This window comes from Nguyenibacter sp. L1 (assembly GCF_035199985.1).
GTDB lineage: Bacteria > Pseudomonadota > Alphaproteobacteria > Acetobacterales > Acetobacteraceae > Gluconacetobacter > Gluconacetobacter vanlangensis.
The window spans coordinates 2,456,338-2,473,098 of record NZ_CP127015.1 but is presented as its reverse complement, the minus strand read 5'-3'; the positions used below and the strand labels follow the sequence as shown (position 1 = coordinate 2,473,098).

14 protein-coding genes and 2 tRNA genes are annotated in these 16,761 nt (G+C 70.1%); 6 read left to right on the top strand and 10 right to left on the bottom strand.

Annotated elements, in window-relative coordinates:
• Positions 1-169 precede the first annotated feature (169 nt).
• Positions 170-808: a Maf family protein gene (locus QN315_RS11175; protein WP_323989349.1), complete on the top strand. Its 639-nt coding sequence runs from the start codon at positions 170-172 to the stop codon at positions 806-808.
• Positions 809-884: 76 nt separating this feature from the next.
• Positions 885-960, top strand: a tRNA-Ala gene (locus tag QN315_RS11170).
• Between the two features lie 98 nt (positions 961-1,058).
• Here the strand turns inward: QN315_RS11170 and QN315_RS11165 are convergent.
• Positions 1,059-3,632, bottom strand: coding sequence for an FtsX-like permease family protein (locus QN315_RS11165; protein WP_323989348.1), 2,574 nt, complete (start codon positions 3,630-3,632; stop codon positions 1,059-1,061).
• Entirely contained in the window at positions 3,629-4,486 is an 858-nt protein-coding gene (locus tag QN315_RS11160) for an ATP-binding cassette domain-containing protein (RefSeq protein WP_323989346.1), read from the bottom strand. Before QN315_RS11160 ends, QN315_RS11165 begins: the two co-directional genes overlap by 4 nt.
• Before the next feature lie 67 nt (positions 4,487-4,553).
• Between QN315_RS11160 and QN315_RS11155 the strand changes: the two genes are divergently transcribed.
• Both QN315_RS11155 and QN315_RS11150 read left to right on the top strand, forming a co-directional pair.
• Entirely contained in the window at positions 4,554-5,195 is a 642-nt protein-coding gene (locus QN315_RS11155; protein WP_323989344.1) for an arylesterase, read from the top strand.
• 147 nt (positions 5,196-5,342) lie between these two features.
• Positions 5,343-5,765: a DoxX family protein gene (locus QN315_RS11150; protein ID WP_323989343.1), complete on the top strand. Its 423-nt coding sequence runs from the start codon at positions 5,343-5,345 to the stop codon at positions 5,763-5,765.
• Positions 5,766-5,874: 109 nt separating this feature from the next.
• On the opposite strand, the gene QN315_RS11145 is transcribed toward QN315_RS11150, so the two are convergent.
• The 7 genes from QN315_RS11145 to mnmE all read right to left on the bottom strand — a co-directional run bounded on the left by QN315_RS11145 (position 5,875) and on the right by mnmE (position 14,598).
• A complete protein-coding gene (locus QN315_RS11145) occupies positions 5,875-8,745 on the bottom strand; it encodes a bifunctional YncE family protein/alkaline phosphatase family protein (protein WP_323989342.1) in 2,871 nt (956 codons plus the stop codon).
• A 138-nt stretch (positions 8,746-8,883) separates the two neighbouring features.
• A tRNA-Lys gene (locus QN315_RS11140) sits at positions 8,884-8,959 on the bottom strand.
• A gap of 86 nt (positions 8,960-9,045) precedes the next feature.
• Positions 9,046-9,981, bottom strand: coding sequence for a ParB/RepB/Spo0J family partition protein (locus QN315_RS11135; protein WP_323989341.1), 936 nt, complete (start codon positions 9,979-9,981; stop codon positions 9,046-9,048).
• Complete coding sequence (locus tag QN315_RS11130; protein ID WP_176639979.1) at positions 9,978-10,775, bottom strand: ParA family protein; 798 nt, start codon at positions 10,773-10,775, stop codon at positions 9,978-9,980. The genes QN315_RS11135 and QN315_RS11130 overlap by 4 nt, the downstream gene beginning before the upstream one ends.
• A gap of 4 nt (positions 10,776-10,779) precedes the next feature.
• Positions 10,780-11,403 (bottom strand): 16S rRNA (guanine(527)-N(7))-methyltransferase RsmG, encoded by a 624-nt coding sequence (rsmG, locus tag QN315_RS11125; RefSeq protein WP_323989339.1) that lies wholly within the window; start codon positions 11,401-11,403, stop codon positions 10,780-10,782.
• Positions 11,400-13,262 carry a tRNA uridine-5-carboxymethylaminomethyl(34) synthesis enzyme MnmG gene (mnmG, locus tag QN315_RS11120; protein WP_323989338.1) on the bottom strand — a complete coding sequence of 621 codons (1,863 nt, stop codon included), beginning with the start codon at positions 13,260-13,262 and terminating at the stop codon, positions 11,400-11,402. Before mnmG ends, rsmG begins: the two co-directional genes overlap by 4 nt.
• Before the next feature lie 16 nt (positions 13,263-13,278).
• Positions 13,279-14,598 (bottom strand): tRNA uridine-5-carboxymethylaminomethyl(34) synthesis GTPase MnmE, encoded by a 1,320-nt coding sequence (gene mnmE, locus QN315_RS11115; protein ID WP_323989337.1) that lies wholly within the window; start codon positions 14,596-14,598, stop codon positions 13,279-13,281.
• 136 nt (positions 14,599-14,734) lie between these two features.
• Here mnmE and QN315_RS11110 point away from each other — a divergent pair, with 136 nt between their 5' ends.
• Together QN315_RS11110 and QN315_RS11105 are read left to right on the top strand one after the other, a co-directional pair.
• Positions 14,735-15,208: a methylated-DNA--[protein]-cysteine S-methyltransferase gene (locus QN315_RS11110; RefSeq protein ID WP_176638929.1), complete on the top strand. Its 474-nt coding sequence runs from the start codon at positions 14,735-14,737 to the stop codon at positions 15,206-15,208.
• Between the two features lie 43 nt (positions 15,209-15,251).
• On the top strand, positions 15,252-16,223 hold the full coding sequence (locus QN315_RS11105) for a quinone oxidoreductase (protein ID WP_323989336.1): 972 nt from the start codon (positions 15,252-15,254) through the stop codon (positions 16,221-16,223).
• A 27-nt stretch (positions 16,224-16,250) separates the two neighbouring features.
• Here the strand turns inward: QN315_RS11105 and QN315_RS11100 are convergent, their stop codons facing one another.
• Positions 16,251-16,655 carry a nuclear transport factor 2 family protein gene (locus tag QN315_RS11100; RefSeq protein ID WP_323989335.1) on the bottom strand — a complete coding sequence of 135 codons (405 nt, stop codon included), beginning with the start codon at positions 16,653-16,655 and terminating at the stop codon, positions 16,251-16,253.
• Positions 16,656-16,761: the final 106 nt, after the last annotated feature.

Here is a 16,761-nt window from a genome sequence, read left to right as displayed (position 1 = left end):
CCGAAAATGCCGACATGGGGCTGTGTACAACCCACCGTGACGGGGCGCGTGGGCGTTGTCCACGGTACTCGGTACGCTCAAGAAGCATACGGAGTACTGTCCCCATGTACCCCAGTACTCGCGCAGGTCGGGCACAGGGTTTGATTTTTCGAGTACGGAGAGGTGAAGCATGAGCGACTCGTCATTAGTACCGGCCGGCGGGTTTCTACAGGCCGAGTCGCCCCGGATAGTACTGGCCAGCCAGTCGGTGACGCGGCGTATGCTATTGGAACAGGCCGGTTTATCGGTGGAATCGCGTCCGGTGCGGGTGGATGAGCAGAGCATCCGGGAATCGGCGCAGGCCGAGGGGATGGCGGCCGGATCCTGTGCGCTGCTGCTGGCGGAGATGAAGGCGACACGGGTGCACGCGCCCGGCAGCGTGGTGGTGGGCGGCGACCAGATCCTGGCCTGCGAGGGGGAATGGTTCGAGAAACCGGCCGACCGGCCGGCGGCGCGGGCGCAATTGCTGCGCCTGCGGGGGCGGACGCACGTGCTGCACACCGCGGTCGCGGTGATGCGCGAGGGGCAGGTCATATGGCGGCACGTGGCGCGGCCGGAATTGACGATGCGGCCATTTTCCGAGCGTTTTCTGGACGCGTATCTGGCGGCGGAGGGCGATGCGATCCTGTCCTCGGTCGGGGCGTACCGGCTGGAGGGGGCGGGGATCCATCTGTTCGACCGCGTCGTGGGCGAGCACGCGGCGATCCTGGGCCTGCCCCTGCTGCCGTTGCTGGGATTCCTGCGCCAGCATGGTGTGATCCTGTCGTAATTAGGGGCTTGCCAAGGCAGCGGACGGCGGTTATACCCCGCCCACTCGCACGGCGTCGGATGGCGCCAGTGCCGGCGGGGCCATAGCTCAGTTGGGAGAGCGCCTGAATGGCATTCAGGAGGTCGTCGGTTCGATTCCGATTGGCTCCACCAGTTTCCCGCCTGCTTCAATAAGTCACGATGGTGCGCGGCGGTCGGGGAATGCCTCGGTCGGCCGCGTTTTGTCGTGTGCCGTTCGGCGTTTTTCCGCTTTATCCTCTTTTTTTCAGGCTCTGCAGCGCGTGGCGCCAGACCAGCATGCCGCACAGCGTGGTGGCGCAGAGCGTGACGGCCAGGGTGCCCGCCAGGGCGGGCCAGTCGGCGTGCCAGGGCATGTGCAGGACCGCGCGGGCGATCAGCCAGGCATTGGCCGTGCCGATCGCCGCCGCCATCGCACCGGCAGTCAGTCCCAGCAGGGTGAATTCCAGCAGCCAGATCGCGCGGATCTGTCCCGCGTCGGCGCCGAGCGCGCGCAGGATGGCGGCGGTGGCGACCCGCTGCCGCCAGCCGGCCGAGAGCGTCGCCGCCAGCACCAGCCCGCCCGAGGCCAGCAGCAGGGCCGCCGCCGCGGTCAGCGCGCCGCCCAGGCGGCCGGCCAGGATGGCCAGTTGGGCCAGCACGTCGGCGATGCGGATGCCGGTGATGCCGGGCAGCGCGTCGGTCAGCGCGGCCAGCACGCCGGCATCATGATCGGCCCGGCCGTCGGTGGCCAGGGTGGCGATGAAGCTGTGCGGCGCGTGGGACAGCAGGCCCGGCGAGGCGATGAAGGCGAAATTGAGCTGCAGGGAGCGCCAGGCGACGTCGCGCAGGCTGACGACGCGGAAATCGATCGCGCGGCCCAGCACGTTGAGCCGGATCGTCGTGCCGAGATGCACGCCCCAGCCCCGGGCCAGCCCGGCATCCAGCGACAGCAAAGGCGGCCCGGCATAATCGGCCGGCCACCATTGGCCGGCGGCCAGATGCGTGCCGGCCGGGGGCGTGGCCGACAGGGTCAGGCCGTGATCGCCGCGCAAGGCCCAGCGTGTCTGCGGCGTGGCGGCGACCCGTTCGGCCGGCACGCCGTCGACCGCGACGACGCGGGTGCGCATCGAGGGCAGTTGCGCGATGGAACGCACCGTGGGCTGGGCGCGGGCCAGGGCGTCGAACCGGTCGAGATCGGCGGGCTGGATATCGACGAAATAGAAGGACGGCGCGTTGCGCGGCAACTGGTCCTGCAACTGGGCGGCGATCGTGCGTTCGACCAGGATGATGGTGGCCATGGCCGCGAGCCCGGCGCCCAGCGCCACCACCAGCCGGCCCGTCGCGGCGCCCGGGCGGGCGAACAGGACGAGCCCCAGCCGGAGGCGGCCGTGCCGCGTGCCCAGGCGCGGCAGCAGTGCCGCGACGGCCCGGGCCAATGCCGTGCCGGCGGCGGCGAGCAGGGCTGCGGCGAGCGCGACGGCGGCGAGGAAGCCGGCCAGGAACCGCCAGTCCCCCGTCAGGGCCAGCGCCAGCAGGCCCAGCAGCGCGGCGCAGGCCGCCATGGCGGCGAGGCTGCGCCGGCGGCCGGCGGCGCCGAGCGGGCGGCGACGATCCTGGTCGTGGAACAGGGCGGCCGGGGCGATGGCGCTGGCGCGCATCAGCGGCAGCAGCGTGACCAGCAGCGCGACCACCGCCCCGAACAGTCCGGCCAGCAGGGCGGGGCGCAGCGGCGGGACCAGGCCGGCGGCGTCCACCGGCAGCAGCCCGGCCAGGGCATGGACGGCCAGCGGTGGCAGCAGCAGGGCCGCCGCCATGCCGCCGGCGATGCCGATCGCGCACAGCCCCATGATCTGCAGCCCGAAGACCAGCCGGACCAGGCGGCCCGAGGCGCCGAGGCAGCGCAGGATGGCGATGGTGCGGCCGCGCCCGTCGAGCCAGGCGGTGACGCCGGCCGCGACCCCCAGCCCGCCCAGCAGCAGCGCGGCCAGGCCGATCAACTGGATGAACAGGGCGACCTGGTCGATGGTGCGGTCGAGCGCGGGGGCTGCGTCGGCCACGCCGCGCACATGCCAGCCCTGGTCGGGGAAGCGCGCGGCGATCGCCCGCGCCAGGGCGGCGGCGCGTGCGGCGCGGCCGGCGGCCGGACCGTCCAGCACGGCGCGCAGCGCGCGGGTGGCCAGGGCGCCGGGCTGCAGCAGGCCCGCCGCGTCCAGCGCCGGAGCGGCGATCAGGATCGTGGGGGCCAGCATGATCGTGCCCGCGCTGTCGGGGCTGTGGGCCAGCGCGCCGGCCAGGCGGAAGCGGGCCGTGCCGATCCGCACGACGTCGCCCTGGCGGAGATGCATCCGGTCGATCACCAGCGGGTCGGCCAGCAGGGCGGGCGTGCCGTCCGCCGCGGGGCGCAGCGCGCGGGCCAGGTCGGCCGGGGGTGCGATGGTGACGTGATCGACCAGCGGATAGGCGTCGTCGACCGCCTGGAGTTCGACCAGCATCCGGTCGCCCCCCGTTCCGTCGCCGGATTGGCGGGCATAGAGCATGGAGCGCAGGCGCACGACCTGCGAGACGCGGGCGCCGCTTGCCGCGAGGAAGCCGGCCAGGTCGGAGGGGAACGGGTCGCTGGATTCGATGGACAGGTCGCCGCCCAGCAGGCTGCGCTGCTGTTGGGCGATGCCGTCGCGAATCATGACCTGGAGGCCGCCGACCGCGCCGATCGCCGCCACCCCCAGCGCCAGGCAGGCCAGGACGATGCGCATGCCGCCGATCCCGCCGCGCATGTCGCGCCAGGCCAGGCGGATGGCCAGGCGCAAGGTGGCGCGGGGGCTCATGGCGCGGCCTGCCGCGCGGCGCCCCCGTGCAGCGGGCCGGGGAGCGAGCCAGGAAGCGGGCTGGAGACCGGGTGGGGGGCCCCTTCGGCCAGGCGGCCGTCGCGGACCGCGAGGCGGCGGTCGCAGCGCGCGGCCAGGGCCGGGTCGTGGGTGATCAGCAGCATCGTGGTGCCGTGGCGGCGTTGCAGGCCGAAAAGCAGGTCCATGATCGCGCTTCCGGTCTGGCTGTCGAGATTGCCGGTGGGTTCGTCGGCCAGCAGCAGGCGCGGCCGGGTTACGAAGGCGCGGGCCAAAGCCACGCGCTGCTGCTCGCCGCCCGAGAGTTCGCCGGGCAGATGGTCCAGCCGGTGGTCGAGCCCGACGGCGGCGAGCGCCGCCCGGGCGTCGCGGGCCCCGTCGCGATGGCCGGCCAGTTCCAGCGGCACCAGCACGTTTTCCAGCGCCGTCATGGTCGGGATGAGCTGAAAGGACTGGAAGACGATACCGGTGGTGCGGCGGCGGAAGCGGGCCAGCGCGTCCTCGTCGAGGTCGGCAAGGCGGGTGCCGGCGATCGTGACCGTGCCGCTTGTGGGCCGTTCGAGCCCGGCGAGGAGCATCAGCAGCGAGGTCTTGCCCGAGCCGGAGGGGCCGACGATGCCCACGGCCTCGGCTTCGGCCACGCGCAGGCTGATCCCGCGCAGGATGGCCAGGCCCCCGGCCCTTTCCCCGGTGTTCCCGCCAGGGTGTGCGCCAGGGTGTATGTGTGTGCCGTTCCGGGCCGGGTTGACCCTGCCGGAATGGGCCGGCACTGTCAGCCACAGGTCATCCGCCTGCACCAGGGTTGGCCGTCCGTTCGGGAATCCTTCGCTGTCCATGCGCTCTTCTTCCGACACAGGGTGGGTCCGCCGTCTCGACGCTACATGGCGCGGGCGAATCGTCCGAATGGTTTTTGTGCTCGTGCTGGGTATGGGCGGCATGCCGGCGGGCGCGGCCGAACGGCCGGTGCGGATTCTGGCGCTGGGGGATTCGCTGACCGCCGGGTACGGGCTGGCGCATCGCGATGCCTTCGTGCCGCGCCTGCAGGCGGCGCTGGCAGCGCGCGGCGATGCGATCACCATCCTGGACGGCGGCGTGTCGGGCGATACCAGCGCCGACGCGCTGGCGCGGCTGGATTGGGCGCTGGGCGACCAGCCGGACGCCGTGATCGTGGAACTGGGCGGCAATGACGGGCTGCGCGGGCTGGACCCGGCGCGGATGGAGCGGAACCTGACGGCGATCCTGGACCGGCTGGCCCAGGCGCATCTGCCGGTGCTGCTGTCGGGGATGTATGCCCCGCCGAACATGGGCACCGCCTATGCCGGCGCCTTTCGCGCGGTGTTCGACCGGCTGTCGCGCCGGCCGGGCATTCTGTGGGACCCGTTCTTCCTGGACGGGGTGGCCGCGCATCCGGACCTGGTGCAGGCCGACCATATCCATCCCGACCCGGCCGGGGTCGCGGTGATCGTGCGGCGGCTGGTGCCGGTGGTGGAGCGGTTGGCGCAGCAGGCACGGGCGGGGCGGGCCCTGTCCGGCGGTCCGGGATAGATCGGTAATTTTTGGAAACTATAGATTTACTTTGTTTCTATTTATCGGTTTCGATGATGCCGATACGGTTTCGAACAGAAGGACGGGGGCGAGAGACCGGCGCGAGGGGCGGCGGGACATGGCCCGGGAAAACTGGAGAAACCTGCGATGTTCACGATCAATGCGACGATGCGCGATGTCGTTCTGCTGCTGGCCCGCCTGCTGCTGGCGGTGCTGTTCCTGGTGATGGGCTGGGGCAAGCTGACCGATTATTCAGGCGCGGTCGCCTATATGGCACAGACCCATGCCCCGTTCCCGGCGATTTCCGCCGCGGTGGCGACGGTGACCGAACTGGGGGCTGGCCTTGCGCTGCTGGCCGGGGCGCTGACGACGGAAGTGGCGCTGGCGCTGGCGGTCTATACGCTGGTGACCGGGCTGATCGGCCATCCGTTCTGGTCGATGTCGGGCATGATGCGCTATGACAACATGATCCATTTCTACAAGAATATCAGCATCGTCGGCGGGCTGCTGGCGCTGGCGGCGGCGGGGGCGGGCCGGTTCGCCGTCACCCGGCCCCGCGCGGCGGCCTGAAATCCGGACGCTGCCGGACCCGGCAGGGGTCACGGACCCCTGCACCTCATGACAAAAGCCCCCGGCCTTTGGCGGGGCCCAGGGGTGGACCCCCTGGGCGAACCCGGCATCAATCCGCCCGCATGCCGCGCCGCGACGGATAGGCCCGGCTGCCGTAGAGCCCCTGCCAGACCAACTGGTTGAACGCGACGGCGGGGATGCGGTCTTCCTGCGACCAGTCATAGCCTGCGGTGGCAAGGGCCCACCAGGTGGCATCATGCGTGCTGCGCGGGGTCAGCGCCGCCTGGCGGCGGGGCGGGAGCGGCAGGTGCGTGGCGTAGAGATAGGCGGAGGGAATGGCGGTGAAGCGCCAGTCCTTCTGCCGCAGGTCGAACAGGTCGGTCATCGGGCGCTGATAGGCGTCGTTCACGTTCAGATGGTCGATGCCCAGGATGTCCTCGATCGTGCGCAGCATGTTGACCGTGGTGTAGCGGGTCGAGATGACGGCGTGGTGCCGGACATAGGGACCGACGACATAGGCGGTGGAGCGGTGGCCGTCGACATGGTCCGGACCGTCCTGGGCGTCGTCTTCCAGCACGAAGATCAGGGTCGAGTCCCGGTAGCGGCTGCGCGCCACCGCCTGGACCAGCAATCCGACCGCATAGTCATTGTCGGCCTGTTGCAGTTCGGGCGTATCGACCCCGTCGATGGCGGTGGCGAAGCTGCCCATATGGTCGTGCATCAGCCGCACCAGGCTGAGGGCCGGCAGGCGGCCGTTTGCGACATAGGCGTCGAATTCGCGCCGCCATTCGCGCACGCGCAGCGTATCGGGAAAGGCGTTGTCGAAGCCGCGGAAATACGGGTCGGTCAGCGGGGCGAGGCGCGGGTTGCTGGGGAAGGCGACCCGCAGATGATGAGCGTGCGGATCGGGGTCCTCGGGGATCGGCGCGGCGTTTCGATCGGCCTGGCCGTAGCGGGACAGGTCGAGATAGAAGCCGTAATTGCGCACGCCGAGCCCCTTGCGCAGCGCGGCGTCCCAAAGATAGCCGTGCTGGATGTCCTCGGGCGTGTCGTCGTCGCCGGGGCCGTCGACCGCGTCTTCGTCATGGGTGCCGGGCAGCAGGTCGGGATCGGCGGGCAGGGTCGGTTCGGCGGCGCGGCGTTCGGCCGGAGCGGCGATGCCGACATCGACGCCGCGATTCTGGCCCTCGGGGTCGTAGACCATGTGGGTGGGGCGGCCGGCATAGGCGAGCGGGATCGTCTTTTCATTGAAATCGCTTTCGCGGGCGGCGGTGCTCCATTGCCAGCCATTGCCGCTGACCTCGCCGGAGGTCAGGAAATTGTCCAGGGTGACGAAATTGCCGGCCATGGCATGGAAGTTCGGCGTGATCGGCGCGCCGAATTCGGCGATCGCGCCATCGCCGTTGCCGGGCGACAGATCGCCCAGGATCTGGTCGTAGGTGCGGTTTTCCTTGACGATATAGATGACGTGGCGGATGCGCGCGCGCAGGGCGGCCATCATCCGCTGGTCGGACTCCGGCGGACGGGCGGTGAAGCCGTCATTGGCGGCAACCTGGCGGGTCAGTTCGTCCTGGTCATGGTCGGAGGGGATGGGTTCGGCCAGCAGGCCGGCGGCTTCGAGCGCCAGCACGCCCTGATTGCGGCGGCAGGCGGCGAGGAAGGACGGGGCGGGTTGGATGCGCTTCGCGGCGGTGGCGCAATTGCCGGGATTGGGGCCGGGGTCGCTTTTGCCGTTGATCGCGTAGAGCCAGCCATCGGCCAGCGCCACGTCATTGGGATACCAGCCGGTGGGCAGCAGGGCCAGGGTGCGGCCTCGCCCCGTGTTTCCCTTGTCCGCCAGCGCCACCACGGCGATCGCGTTTTCGCCGCCCAGGCTGACATAGAGCCGGGTTTCATCGTCGGAGAGCGTCAGCGCGTTGGGGGCGGCGCCGCGATAGCGTTCGCGCGCCGGCATCAATCCGGGCGGTGCCGCGACCGGGATGCGGCCGACGACGACATTGCGGGCGGTGTCGATGACCTGGACGGAATCGTCGTTGTCGGCGGCGACATAGAGCCGGGTGCGCGCGTGGTTCATGACCATGCGGGTCGGGTTGCCCATGACCGGAATCCGGGCGGCGACCCGGGCCGTGTCCGGAGTGGCGCCGAAGGCGACCAGGTCGATTTCCCGGTCGCGCAGGCTGCCGACATAGGCGCTGGCGGCGTCGCGCGCCACCACCCAAAACGGGGTTTCGCCGCCCGGCACCCCGGTGCGGGCCGGGATTTCGGTGCCGGGGCGCAGGTCGCGTTCGGCGATGACGCGGTGCCGGGCGAGATCGACCAGCGACAGGCTGTCATTGAACAGATTGGCGACGAACAGGCGGGTGCCGTCGGGGCTGACCGCCAGCCCGGCGGTGCTGGGAGATTGTTTCAGGCCGTGGGCCTGGGCGCCGTGGCCGAGCGCGATCGGCGTGCCGGCGGCGACCCAGCCGCGGGCGGCGCGGGTAAAGGCGAGGACCGAATCCCCACCGCCGGTGCCGACATAGAGCGATTGCCCGTCGGGCGCGAACGCCATGCCGGCATAGGCGGTGGGCACGCGCAGGACCTGCCGCTGGACGGGGACGTGGGCGGTGATGTCGTAGAGGAAGACATATTCGGACGACAGCGCCGGATCGGGCTTGCCGTCCGTGCCGTAGGTCGTGTTGTAGCCGCTGGTCAGCACCGCCAGCGTGCGGCGGTCGGGGCTGAGGGCCGTGGTGATGGCCTGGCCGGCCAGAACATGCGGGGCATCGGGCCGGCCGGCGGGCGTGCCCGGTTCGAGTGTCCGGAAAACGGCGCCGGTCGCGGCCGCCGGCGTGAGGAACTGGCCGGACGGCAGGCGGGGTGCTTGCGCCGCGTCGTCGTCATCGGCCCGCGCCGAGGCCAGCGGGACGAGCCAGATGGTAACGAGCAGAGCCGTCGTCAGGCGGCGCCATGCGGGCATGCCGGTTTCCTTCCCTTTCATGTGGACCTTTTCATGCGGGCGGGCGCGGCCCCGCCGATGCCCCATGGATAGGGAAGAACAGGGGACGTGTCGCCAGGTCCGGTGGGACCGACACGAATTCTTCATGGAAGGATGGGGCCGGATTGTCCGGAGACTCCATGGTGGGCGCACAAGGACTCGAACCTTGGACCCGCTGATTAAGAGTCAGCTGCTCTACCAACTGAGCTATGCGCCCATGGAGTGGTCCCTTTCGGGTGACGCGCTTCTAACAGCACGTCCCCGGGAGGGCAAGCGGTTTTATCGAAAAAAATGCCCGCCGTATCAGGTGTTCAGCCGGGCGAGGACCGAGTCGAACTGGTCGAGCGAATTATACTGGATGCGGATCGAGCCGCCCTTGCCGTCGAAGGCGATCTGGACCTTGAGCCCCAGGCGGGAGGACAGGTCGCGTTCCAGGACCTGGATTTCCGGATCCTTGCGTTCGGCCGGCTTGGCCGGGACGGCCTGGGCCTGGCGGACGGCTTTCTGGATCAGGGCCTCGGTCTGGCGGACATTCAGGCCCTGTTCCAGCACGATCTTCAGCGCCGCGACCGGGTCGGGATGGGCCAGCAGGGCACGGGCGTGGCCGGCCGTCAGCTTGCCGTCGCGCAGGGCCGCGCGCACCGGGGCAGGCAGGTTGAGCAGGCGGACCATGTTGGCGACGTGCGAGCGCGACTTGCCCAGCGCACCGGCCAGTTCTTCCTGCGTCAGGCCGTGATCCCGCAGCAGGCGCTGCAGGCCCTCGGCCTCTTCGATCGCATTGAGGTCGGCGCGCTGGAGGTTCTCCACCAGGGCGGCGGCCATGGCGTCGCCGTCATCGAGGATGCGGATATGGACCGGGACCTCGTGCAGCGCGGCCATCTGGGCGGCGCGCCAGCGGCGTTCGCCGGCGATGATCTGGTAGGTGGTGTCGCGTTCGGGGTGCGGACGGACCAGGATCGGCTGGAGGATGCCGCGGGTGCGGATGGAATCGGCCAGTTCGGCCAGGGCCTCGGGCTCCATCGCCTGGCGCGGCTGGAAGGGGCCGGGCTCCAGCAAATCGACGGGCAGGGTGGCCGGGCGGTCGCGTTCGGGCCGGGGGGCGCCAGGGGGGGCGCCAGGGAGAGCACCGGAGGGCGTGCCAGGGAGAGCGCCTGGCGCGATGGCCGGCGGCTGTTCGCCCAGCAGGGCGGCAAGGCCGCGCCCCAGGCGCGGGCGGGCCTGGTCCTTCTTGGTGCTCATGCCCCGATCGCCTTCTTGCTGGTGAGGCCCAGGCGGGTGACCAATTCGTCGGCCATGGCCTGATAGGCCGCGGCGCCGCTGGATTTCGGGTCATAGGCCATGGCCGGGCGGCCGTGGCTCTGGGCCTCGGAGATGCGGATATTGCGCGGGATCAGCGTGTCCATCACCTGCGCGCCGAAGAAGCCGCGTGCGTCCTCGGCCACCAGTTCGGAGAGATTGTTGCGCCGGTCATACATGGTCAGCACGATGCCCGCGACATGCAGCCCGCCATTGAAGGCGCGGCGCACCCGATCGACCGTGCGCACCAATTGGCTGATGCCTTCCAGCGCGAAAAATTCACATTGCAGAGGGACCACGACCCCGGTGGCGGCGACCAGCGCGTTCAGGGTCAGCAGGCCCAGGCTGGGCGGGCAATCGACCAGGATGACGTCGAAGCCGCCGCTGATGCGGGCGATCGCGTCGCGCAGGCAGAATTCGCGCCGGTCCTGGGCGACCAGTTCGAGTTCGGCGCCCGCCAGTTCGGTATCGGCGGCGATGATCGACAGGCCGGGGATTTCGGTGGCCTGGATCAGCGATGCGGATGCGGTGTCGTCGGTCAGCAGGGCATAGCTGCCGAGGCGGCGGGAATCATAGCCCACGCCGAGGCCCGTCGAGGCATTACCCTGCGGGTCGAGATCGATCAGCAGGACGGAGAAACCCTGCGCCGCCAGGCCGGCGGCCAGGTTGATGGCTGTCGTCGTCTTGCCGACGCCGCCCTTCTGGTTGGCGAGGGCGAGAATATGAGGAGCGCGCACGCCGTCAGCCCTGTGCGCGTTCTGAGTGTCTGGCACGCCTGATGTTACCCAGTTTGAGAATGGTGCCGTCCGCGTTCGTGCGGCTTGGCAATCGGGATATGGTCATGTGCCAGCCGGCGGCGGCCGCGGTCAACTCATCGGTGACGTTTCTGCCCTTGAGGAACAGACAAAATCCGTCCGGAGCCAGGAAACGGGATGCCCAGTCGAGCAGTTGCGGCAGGGCGGCGAGCGCGCGGGCGGTGACGACCTGCACCTGGGGGATGTCGGCGTCCTCGATCCGGGAGGCCAGCACGGTGACGCTGGTGCCGGTGGCGCGAGCGGCCTCACGCAGGAAGGCGGCCTTGCGCTGGTCGGATTCGATCAGGGTAACGTCGGTCCCGGTCGCGATCGCGATGATCAGGCCCGGGAAGCCGCCGCCGGAGCCCAGGTCGGCCAGGCGCGCGCCGGGCGGGACCAGGTTGGCCAGTTGCAGGCTGTCGGCGATATGACGGTCCCACAGATGGGGCAGATCGCGCGGCGAGACGAGATTGATGCGGGCATTCCAGCGAGTGAGGATGGCGGCGAACGCATCGAGCCGGCGGCGCAGATCGTCGGGCATCGCGTCCTGATGTTTCACGTGAAACGTCATGCCGCCTGCCGCAAATGAGAGAGCAGCGCCATCAGCGCCGAGGGGGTGATGCCGGGAATGCGCTGGGCTGCGCTGAAGCTGGCGGGGCGGGCGGCGGCCAGGCGTTCCTGCATTTCGGTGCTGAGGCCGCCGATGCGGCGATAATCGAGATCGGGCGGCAGGGCGATGCGGGTTTCGGCCTCGAGCTGGCGGATTTCGCGCTGCTGGCGGAGCAGGTAGCCGCTATAGCGGGATTCGGTCTCCACATGGCGGCGGACGCGCGGGTCGAGGGCGGCGAACCAGGGCGCGATGCGGTCGATGGCGTCGGGAGCGGCGGTGGTGGCCAGCACGTCGCGCAGGCTGCGCCGCCTGCCATCGGCCGAGACGGCGATCCCGGCCTGGTGCAGGGCGTCGGGCAGGTAGCTCTCCTGCCCCGCCCTGTCCATGGCCTGGGCGATGGCGGCCGCATCGGAATGGAACAGGGCGGCGCGGGCGGCACCGACACAGCCCCAGCCGATGCCGCGTCCGGTCAGGCGCAGATCGGCATTGTCGGCGCGCAGGCTGAGCCGGTATTCGGCGCGCGAGGTGAACATGCGATAGGGTTCGGAGACGCCCTGGGTCGTCAGGTCGTCGATCATCACCCCCAGATAGGCGCTGCCGCGATCGATGGTGACGCAGTCGGCGCCACCGGCGCGGCGGGCGGCATTGATGCCGGCCAGCAGGCCCTGGGCGCCGGCTTCCTCATACCCCGTGGTGCCGTTGATCTGGCCGGCCAGGAACAGGCGAGGCAGCGCGAGCAGTTCCAGGGTCGGGGCCAGGGCGCGCGGATCGACATAATCATATTCCACGGCATAGCCCGGGCGGACGATGGTGCAGCGCTCCAGGCCGGGGATAGAATGGATCATCCGTTCCTGGATATCGGCCGGCAGGCTGGTGGAGATGCCGTTGGGATAGACCAGATTGCCGCCCGGATTGCCCGGCAGGGCCTCGGGTTCGAGGAAGATCTGGTGGCTGTCGCGTTCGGCGAAGCGGACCACCTTGTCCTCGATCGACGGGCAGTAGCGCGGGCCGCGTCCGGCGATTGCCCCGCCATAGACGGCCGAGAGATGCAGATGGTCGCGGATCAGTGCATGGGTCCGCGGCGTGGTGGCGGTGATCCGGCAGGCGATCTGCGGATTGGCGATCCGGCCGGTCAGGCGGCTGAACGGTTCGGGGCATGCGTCGCCCCGATCCTCGGCCAGAGCGTCCCAGTCGATGGTGGCGCGATCCAGCCGGGCTGGCGTGCCGGTCTTGAGCCGGCCCATCGGCAGGCCGAGTGCCTGCAGCCGTTCGCCGAGCGCGTGGGCCGGGGCCTCGCCCACCCGGCCGGCAGGGCGGCTGTCATGGCCGATATGGATGACGCCGCGCAGGAAGGTGCCGGCGGTCAGCACCACCGCGCCGGCGGCGAAGCGGCGTCCGTCCTCGCACACCACGCCGGCGGCGTGTCCGGCCTGGTCCAGGATGAGGTCGCCGGCGGCGCCCTCGACGATGGCGAGACCAGGGGTCTCGGCCAGCAGGTCCTGGATCGCGCGGCGATAGAGCGAACGGTCGGCCTGGGCGCGCGGGCCGTGCACCGCCGGGCCCTTGGAGCGGTTGAGCAGCTTGAAATGGATGCCGGCGCGATCGGCGGCGCGGCCCATCAGCCCGTCCAGCGCATCGATTTCGCGCACCAGATGGCCCTTGCCGATGCCGCCGATGGCCGGGTTGCACGACATGGCGCCGATCGTGTCGCGGCGGTGGGTCAGCAGCATCGTGCGCGCGCCGCAGCGCGCGGCGGCAGCGGCGGCCTCGCACCCCGCATGGCCGCCGCCGATCACGATGACGTCATATTCGCCGCTCACCCCTGCCCGCTCCTTCCTACTTGCCGATGCAGAACTGGCCGAACACGGTGTCGAGCAGATCCTCGACATCGACCCGGCCGGTCAGGCGCCCCAGGGCGCGCATCGCCAGGCGCAGTTCCTCGCCCCGCATCTCTGGCCAGTCCATATCGAGTGCATGGGCCAGATGGCCAGCGCTTTCTTCAATCGCGGCGCGATGGCGGGCCCGCGTCAGCGGCGGCCCGGCCCGGGATGCGGTCAAGGCGCGGGCACGGTCGGCCAGGGCAGCGCGCAGAGCGTCCATGCCGGTACCCTGGCGGACGCTGACGGCCAGGGCGCCCTCGGGGGATTGGTGCCGGGCGTGTTCGGCGAGGTCGATCTTGTTGCGCACCAGGAGGGCGCCGGGCGGGAGGTCCGACGGAGGCGCCGTGCCATCGGTCACGGCGATCACGCAATCGGCCTGTTTCACGTGAAACAGGGCGCGGCGGACGCCCTCGGCCTCGATCTCGTCTTCGGTCTCGCGCAGGCCGGCGGTGTCGATCAGGGTGACGGGCACGTCGCCCAGCACCACCCGGATTTCGATCGCATCGCGGGTGGTGCCGGCGATCGAGGAGACGATCGCGGCGTCGCGTTCGGCCAGCGCGTTCAGCAGGCTGGATTTGCCGACATTGGGCGGCCCGACAATGGTGAAGACCAGGCCGCGCCGCAGTTTCTCGCCCCGGCCGGCATCGTCCAGATGGGCCCGCATCGCGTCGCGCAAGGCGGCCAGTTCGGCCAGCAAGGCGGATTCGACTTCGGGCGGCAGGTCTTCGTCGGGGAAGTCGATCAGGGCTTCCTGATGGGCCAGCGCGGTGCGCAGGCGGTCGGCCCAGCCTTCATAGAGACGGCTGAGCGTGCCGTCGGCCTGGCCCAGGGCCTGGCGGCGCTGGGCCTCGGTTTCCGCGTCGATCAGGTCGGCGATGCCTTCGGCCTCGATCAGGTCGAGGCGGCCGTTGGTGAAGGCGCGGCGGGTGAATTCGCCCGGTTCGGCCGGACGGGCGCCCAGCGCCACCAGCGCATCGGCGACCCCGGCGATGACCGCCGGGCCGGCGTGCAGATGGAGTTCGGCGCTGTCCTCGCCGGTATAGGAGCGCGGGGCGGGAAACCACAGGACGAGGGCGCGGTCCAGCAGGACCGGTTCGGCACCTGCCGCACGGCGCCAGAGCCCGCGCAGCGATGCCTGGCGCGGTTCCGGCAGGGTGCCGCACAGGGCGCGCAGGATCGGGCCGGTGCCGGTGCCGCTGAGGCGCAGTACGGCGATGGCCGCGCGCCCTGCCCCGGTCGCCAGCGCGAAGATGGGCGCCTGGCCTGTCTGCGTCATGCTGCCTGGGTCCTTTCTGGTTGCGGCGCTTCGGTTGCGGGTGCTCGCACCCTGTTGCATGTCGCATCCGGCGGCGGAAGAGTACAAAATGCGCAGCCAGAACGATATTGGGACGGGCCGAGCCCGGGATCATACTATGCCGCAACTTTCGATGCATTCGCCGCTGGGCGATCTGACCCTGACCGAGGAAGACGGGGCGATCGTCGCCCTGGATTGGGGCTGGGGGCGCGACCAGGACGAGACGCACCTGCTGCGTGCTGCGTGCGACCGGCTGGATGCGTATTTCGACGGGGCGGCGGATGATTTCTCCGACCTGGTGCTGGCCCCGTACGGCACGCCCTATCGGCGTGCGGTGTGGCAGGCGCTGCGGGCGATCCCGCCGGGACAGACCCGGACCTATCGCGACATCGCGCAGGTGGCCGGCGGGTCGCCGCGTTCGGTCGGGCAGGCCAATGGCGCCAACCCGATTCCGATCCTGATCCCGTGCCATCGGGTGGTCGCCGCCCGGGGGCTGGGCGGCTATTCGGGCGATGGCGGGCTGGCGGACAAGTTGTATCTGCTGGAATTGGAGCGGGCGCCGATCCCGGCGCATCCGGCCGATCTGTTTTAAGACAAATCTTTATCCGAACCTGAAATTCAAGGGAGAAATTGCGATGTACAGGGCAGTGCGCATCCATGATTACGGCGGACCCGAGGTCCTGACGCTGGACATGCTGCCCGACCCGGTGCCCGGACGGGGCGAGATCCTGCTGCGGCAGGAGGCGATCGGGGTCAATTTCATCGACATCTATTTTCGCAAGGGGATCTACAAGCTGCCGTCCCTGCCCGCCGTTCCGGGCATGGAGGGCGCGGGCGTGGTGGAGGCGGTGGGCGCGGACGTGACCGGCCTGGCGCTCGGCGATCGCGTGGCCTATCCCAGCGCGCTGGGCAGCTATGCCGAATTGCGCACCATCGCGGCGGATCGGGTGGTGACCCTGCCGCCGGATATCGGCTTCGATACGGCGGCGGCGGCGATGCTGCGCGGGCTGACGGTGCATATGCTGCTGCAAGAGGTGTACCAGGCCACGGCCGGGGAGACGATCCTGGTGCATGCGGCGGCGGGGGGTGTCGGGCTGCTGATGTGCCAGTGGGCGCGGCATCTGGGGCTGCGGGTGATCGGCGTGGTCTCGTCCGAGGACAAGGGCGAGCTGGCGCGGCAGAACGGCGCCGCCGAGATTCTGGTCGGGCATGACAATCTGGCGGCGCGAGTGCGCAAGCTGACCGACGGCGCGATGGTGCCGGTGGTCTATGACAGCGTGGGCAAGGAGACGTTCGTCGCCAGCCTGGATTGCCTGGCGCCGCGCGGGCTGATGGTCAGTTACGGCAACGCCTCGGGCGAGGTGACGGGGATATCGGCGGGCATGCTGGCCACGCGCGGCAGCCTGTACCTGACCCGGCCGACGCTTGCGACCTATATCGCGCAACGCCCGGCCCTGCTGAAGGGTGCGGCCGCGTTGTTCGACATGATCGGACAGGGGGCGCTGGCGGTGCGGATCGGCCAGCGTTTCGCCCTGGCCGAGGCCGCCGCCGCCCAGCAGGCGCTGGAGGCGCGGGCGACGACGGGCAGCACGATCCTGGTGCCGTAGCCCGGCCGGGCTGCCCTGTCTGGCAGGTCAGGCCGGTCCGGCGTGCAGGCGGGGTGTGCCGAGCTTGAACCAGGCTTGATGGATTTTCGCGTCTTTCACCTGATAGATCGCGATCACGTCGATCTCGCCCGGACCTTCGGGGAAGGTTCGGGTGACGATTTCATGATCGAGGACCATGTCGGCGACGACGCTGCGGTGCAGCAGCCTGCCGCACAGGTTCGGCTCCTGGAAGCGCGCGATGTGGCGGGCCCGGATTTCGGCGGCGCCGTCGGCCAGCAGGCGAGCGGGGAATTCGTAATATTTGCAGTCTGCGGCCCACCATTTCATGAAAGCGTCGATATCGCGGGCGTTATAGGCTTCGAGCTGCTTTTTTACGGGAAGCGCGGTGTCGTGTATGTCTTCACTGGTCGTCATGCTCGCTTTGATCGCCAATTATGACGCACAGCCCTGGTTGTCGCGATCCAAAATGCGCACGCGGCGGAGAAGCCTGCAAAGGCACCATATTTGTTGGTGCGCCAAGAAAAAAAACTTGCGAGCG

Coding starts and splice junctions, on each gene's coding strand:
- mnmE (WP_323989337.1), bottom strand. CDS start 14,598: ATGACGCAGACAGGCCAGGCGCCCATCTTCGCGCTGGCGACCGGGGCA.
- QN315_RS11160 (WP_323989346.1), bottom strand. CDS start 4,486: ATGGACAGCGAAGGATTCCCGAACGGACGGCCAACCCTGGTGCAGGCG.
- rsmG (WP_323989339.1), bottom strand. CDS start 11,403: ATGACGTTTCACGTGAAACATCAGGACGCGATGCCCGACGATCTGCGC.
- QN315_RS11110 (WP_176638929.1), top strand. CDS start 14,735: ATGCCGCAACTTTCGATGCATTCGCCGCTGGGCGATCTGACCCTGACC.
- QN315_RS11165 (WP_323989348.1), bottom strand. CDS start 3,632: ATGAGCCCCCGCGCCACCTTGCGCCTGGCCATCCGCCTGGCCTGGCGC.
- QN315_RS11155 (WP_323989344.1), top strand. CDS start 4,554: ATGGTTTTTGTGCTCGTGCTGGGTATGGGCGGCATGCCGGCGGGCGCG.
- QN315_RS11175 (WP_323989349.1), top strand. CDS start 170: ATGAGCGACTCGTCATTAGTACCGGCCGGCGGGTTTCTACAGGCCGAG.
- QN315_RS11135 (WP_323989341.1), bottom strand. CDS start 9,981: ATGAGCACCAAGAAGGACCAGGCCCGCCCGCGCCTGGGGCGCGGCCTT.
- QN315_RS11145 (WP_323989342.1), bottom strand. CDS start 8,745: ATGAAAGGGAAGGAAACCGGCATGCCCGCATGGCGCCGCCTGACGACG.
- QN315_RS11105 (WP_323989336.1), top strand. CDS start 15,252: ATGTACAGGGCAGTGCGCATCCATGATTACGGCGGACCCGAGGTCCTG.
- QN315_RS11150 (WP_323989343.1), top strand. CDS start 5,343: ATGTTCACGATCAATGCGACGATGCGCGATGTCGTTCTGCTGCTGGCC.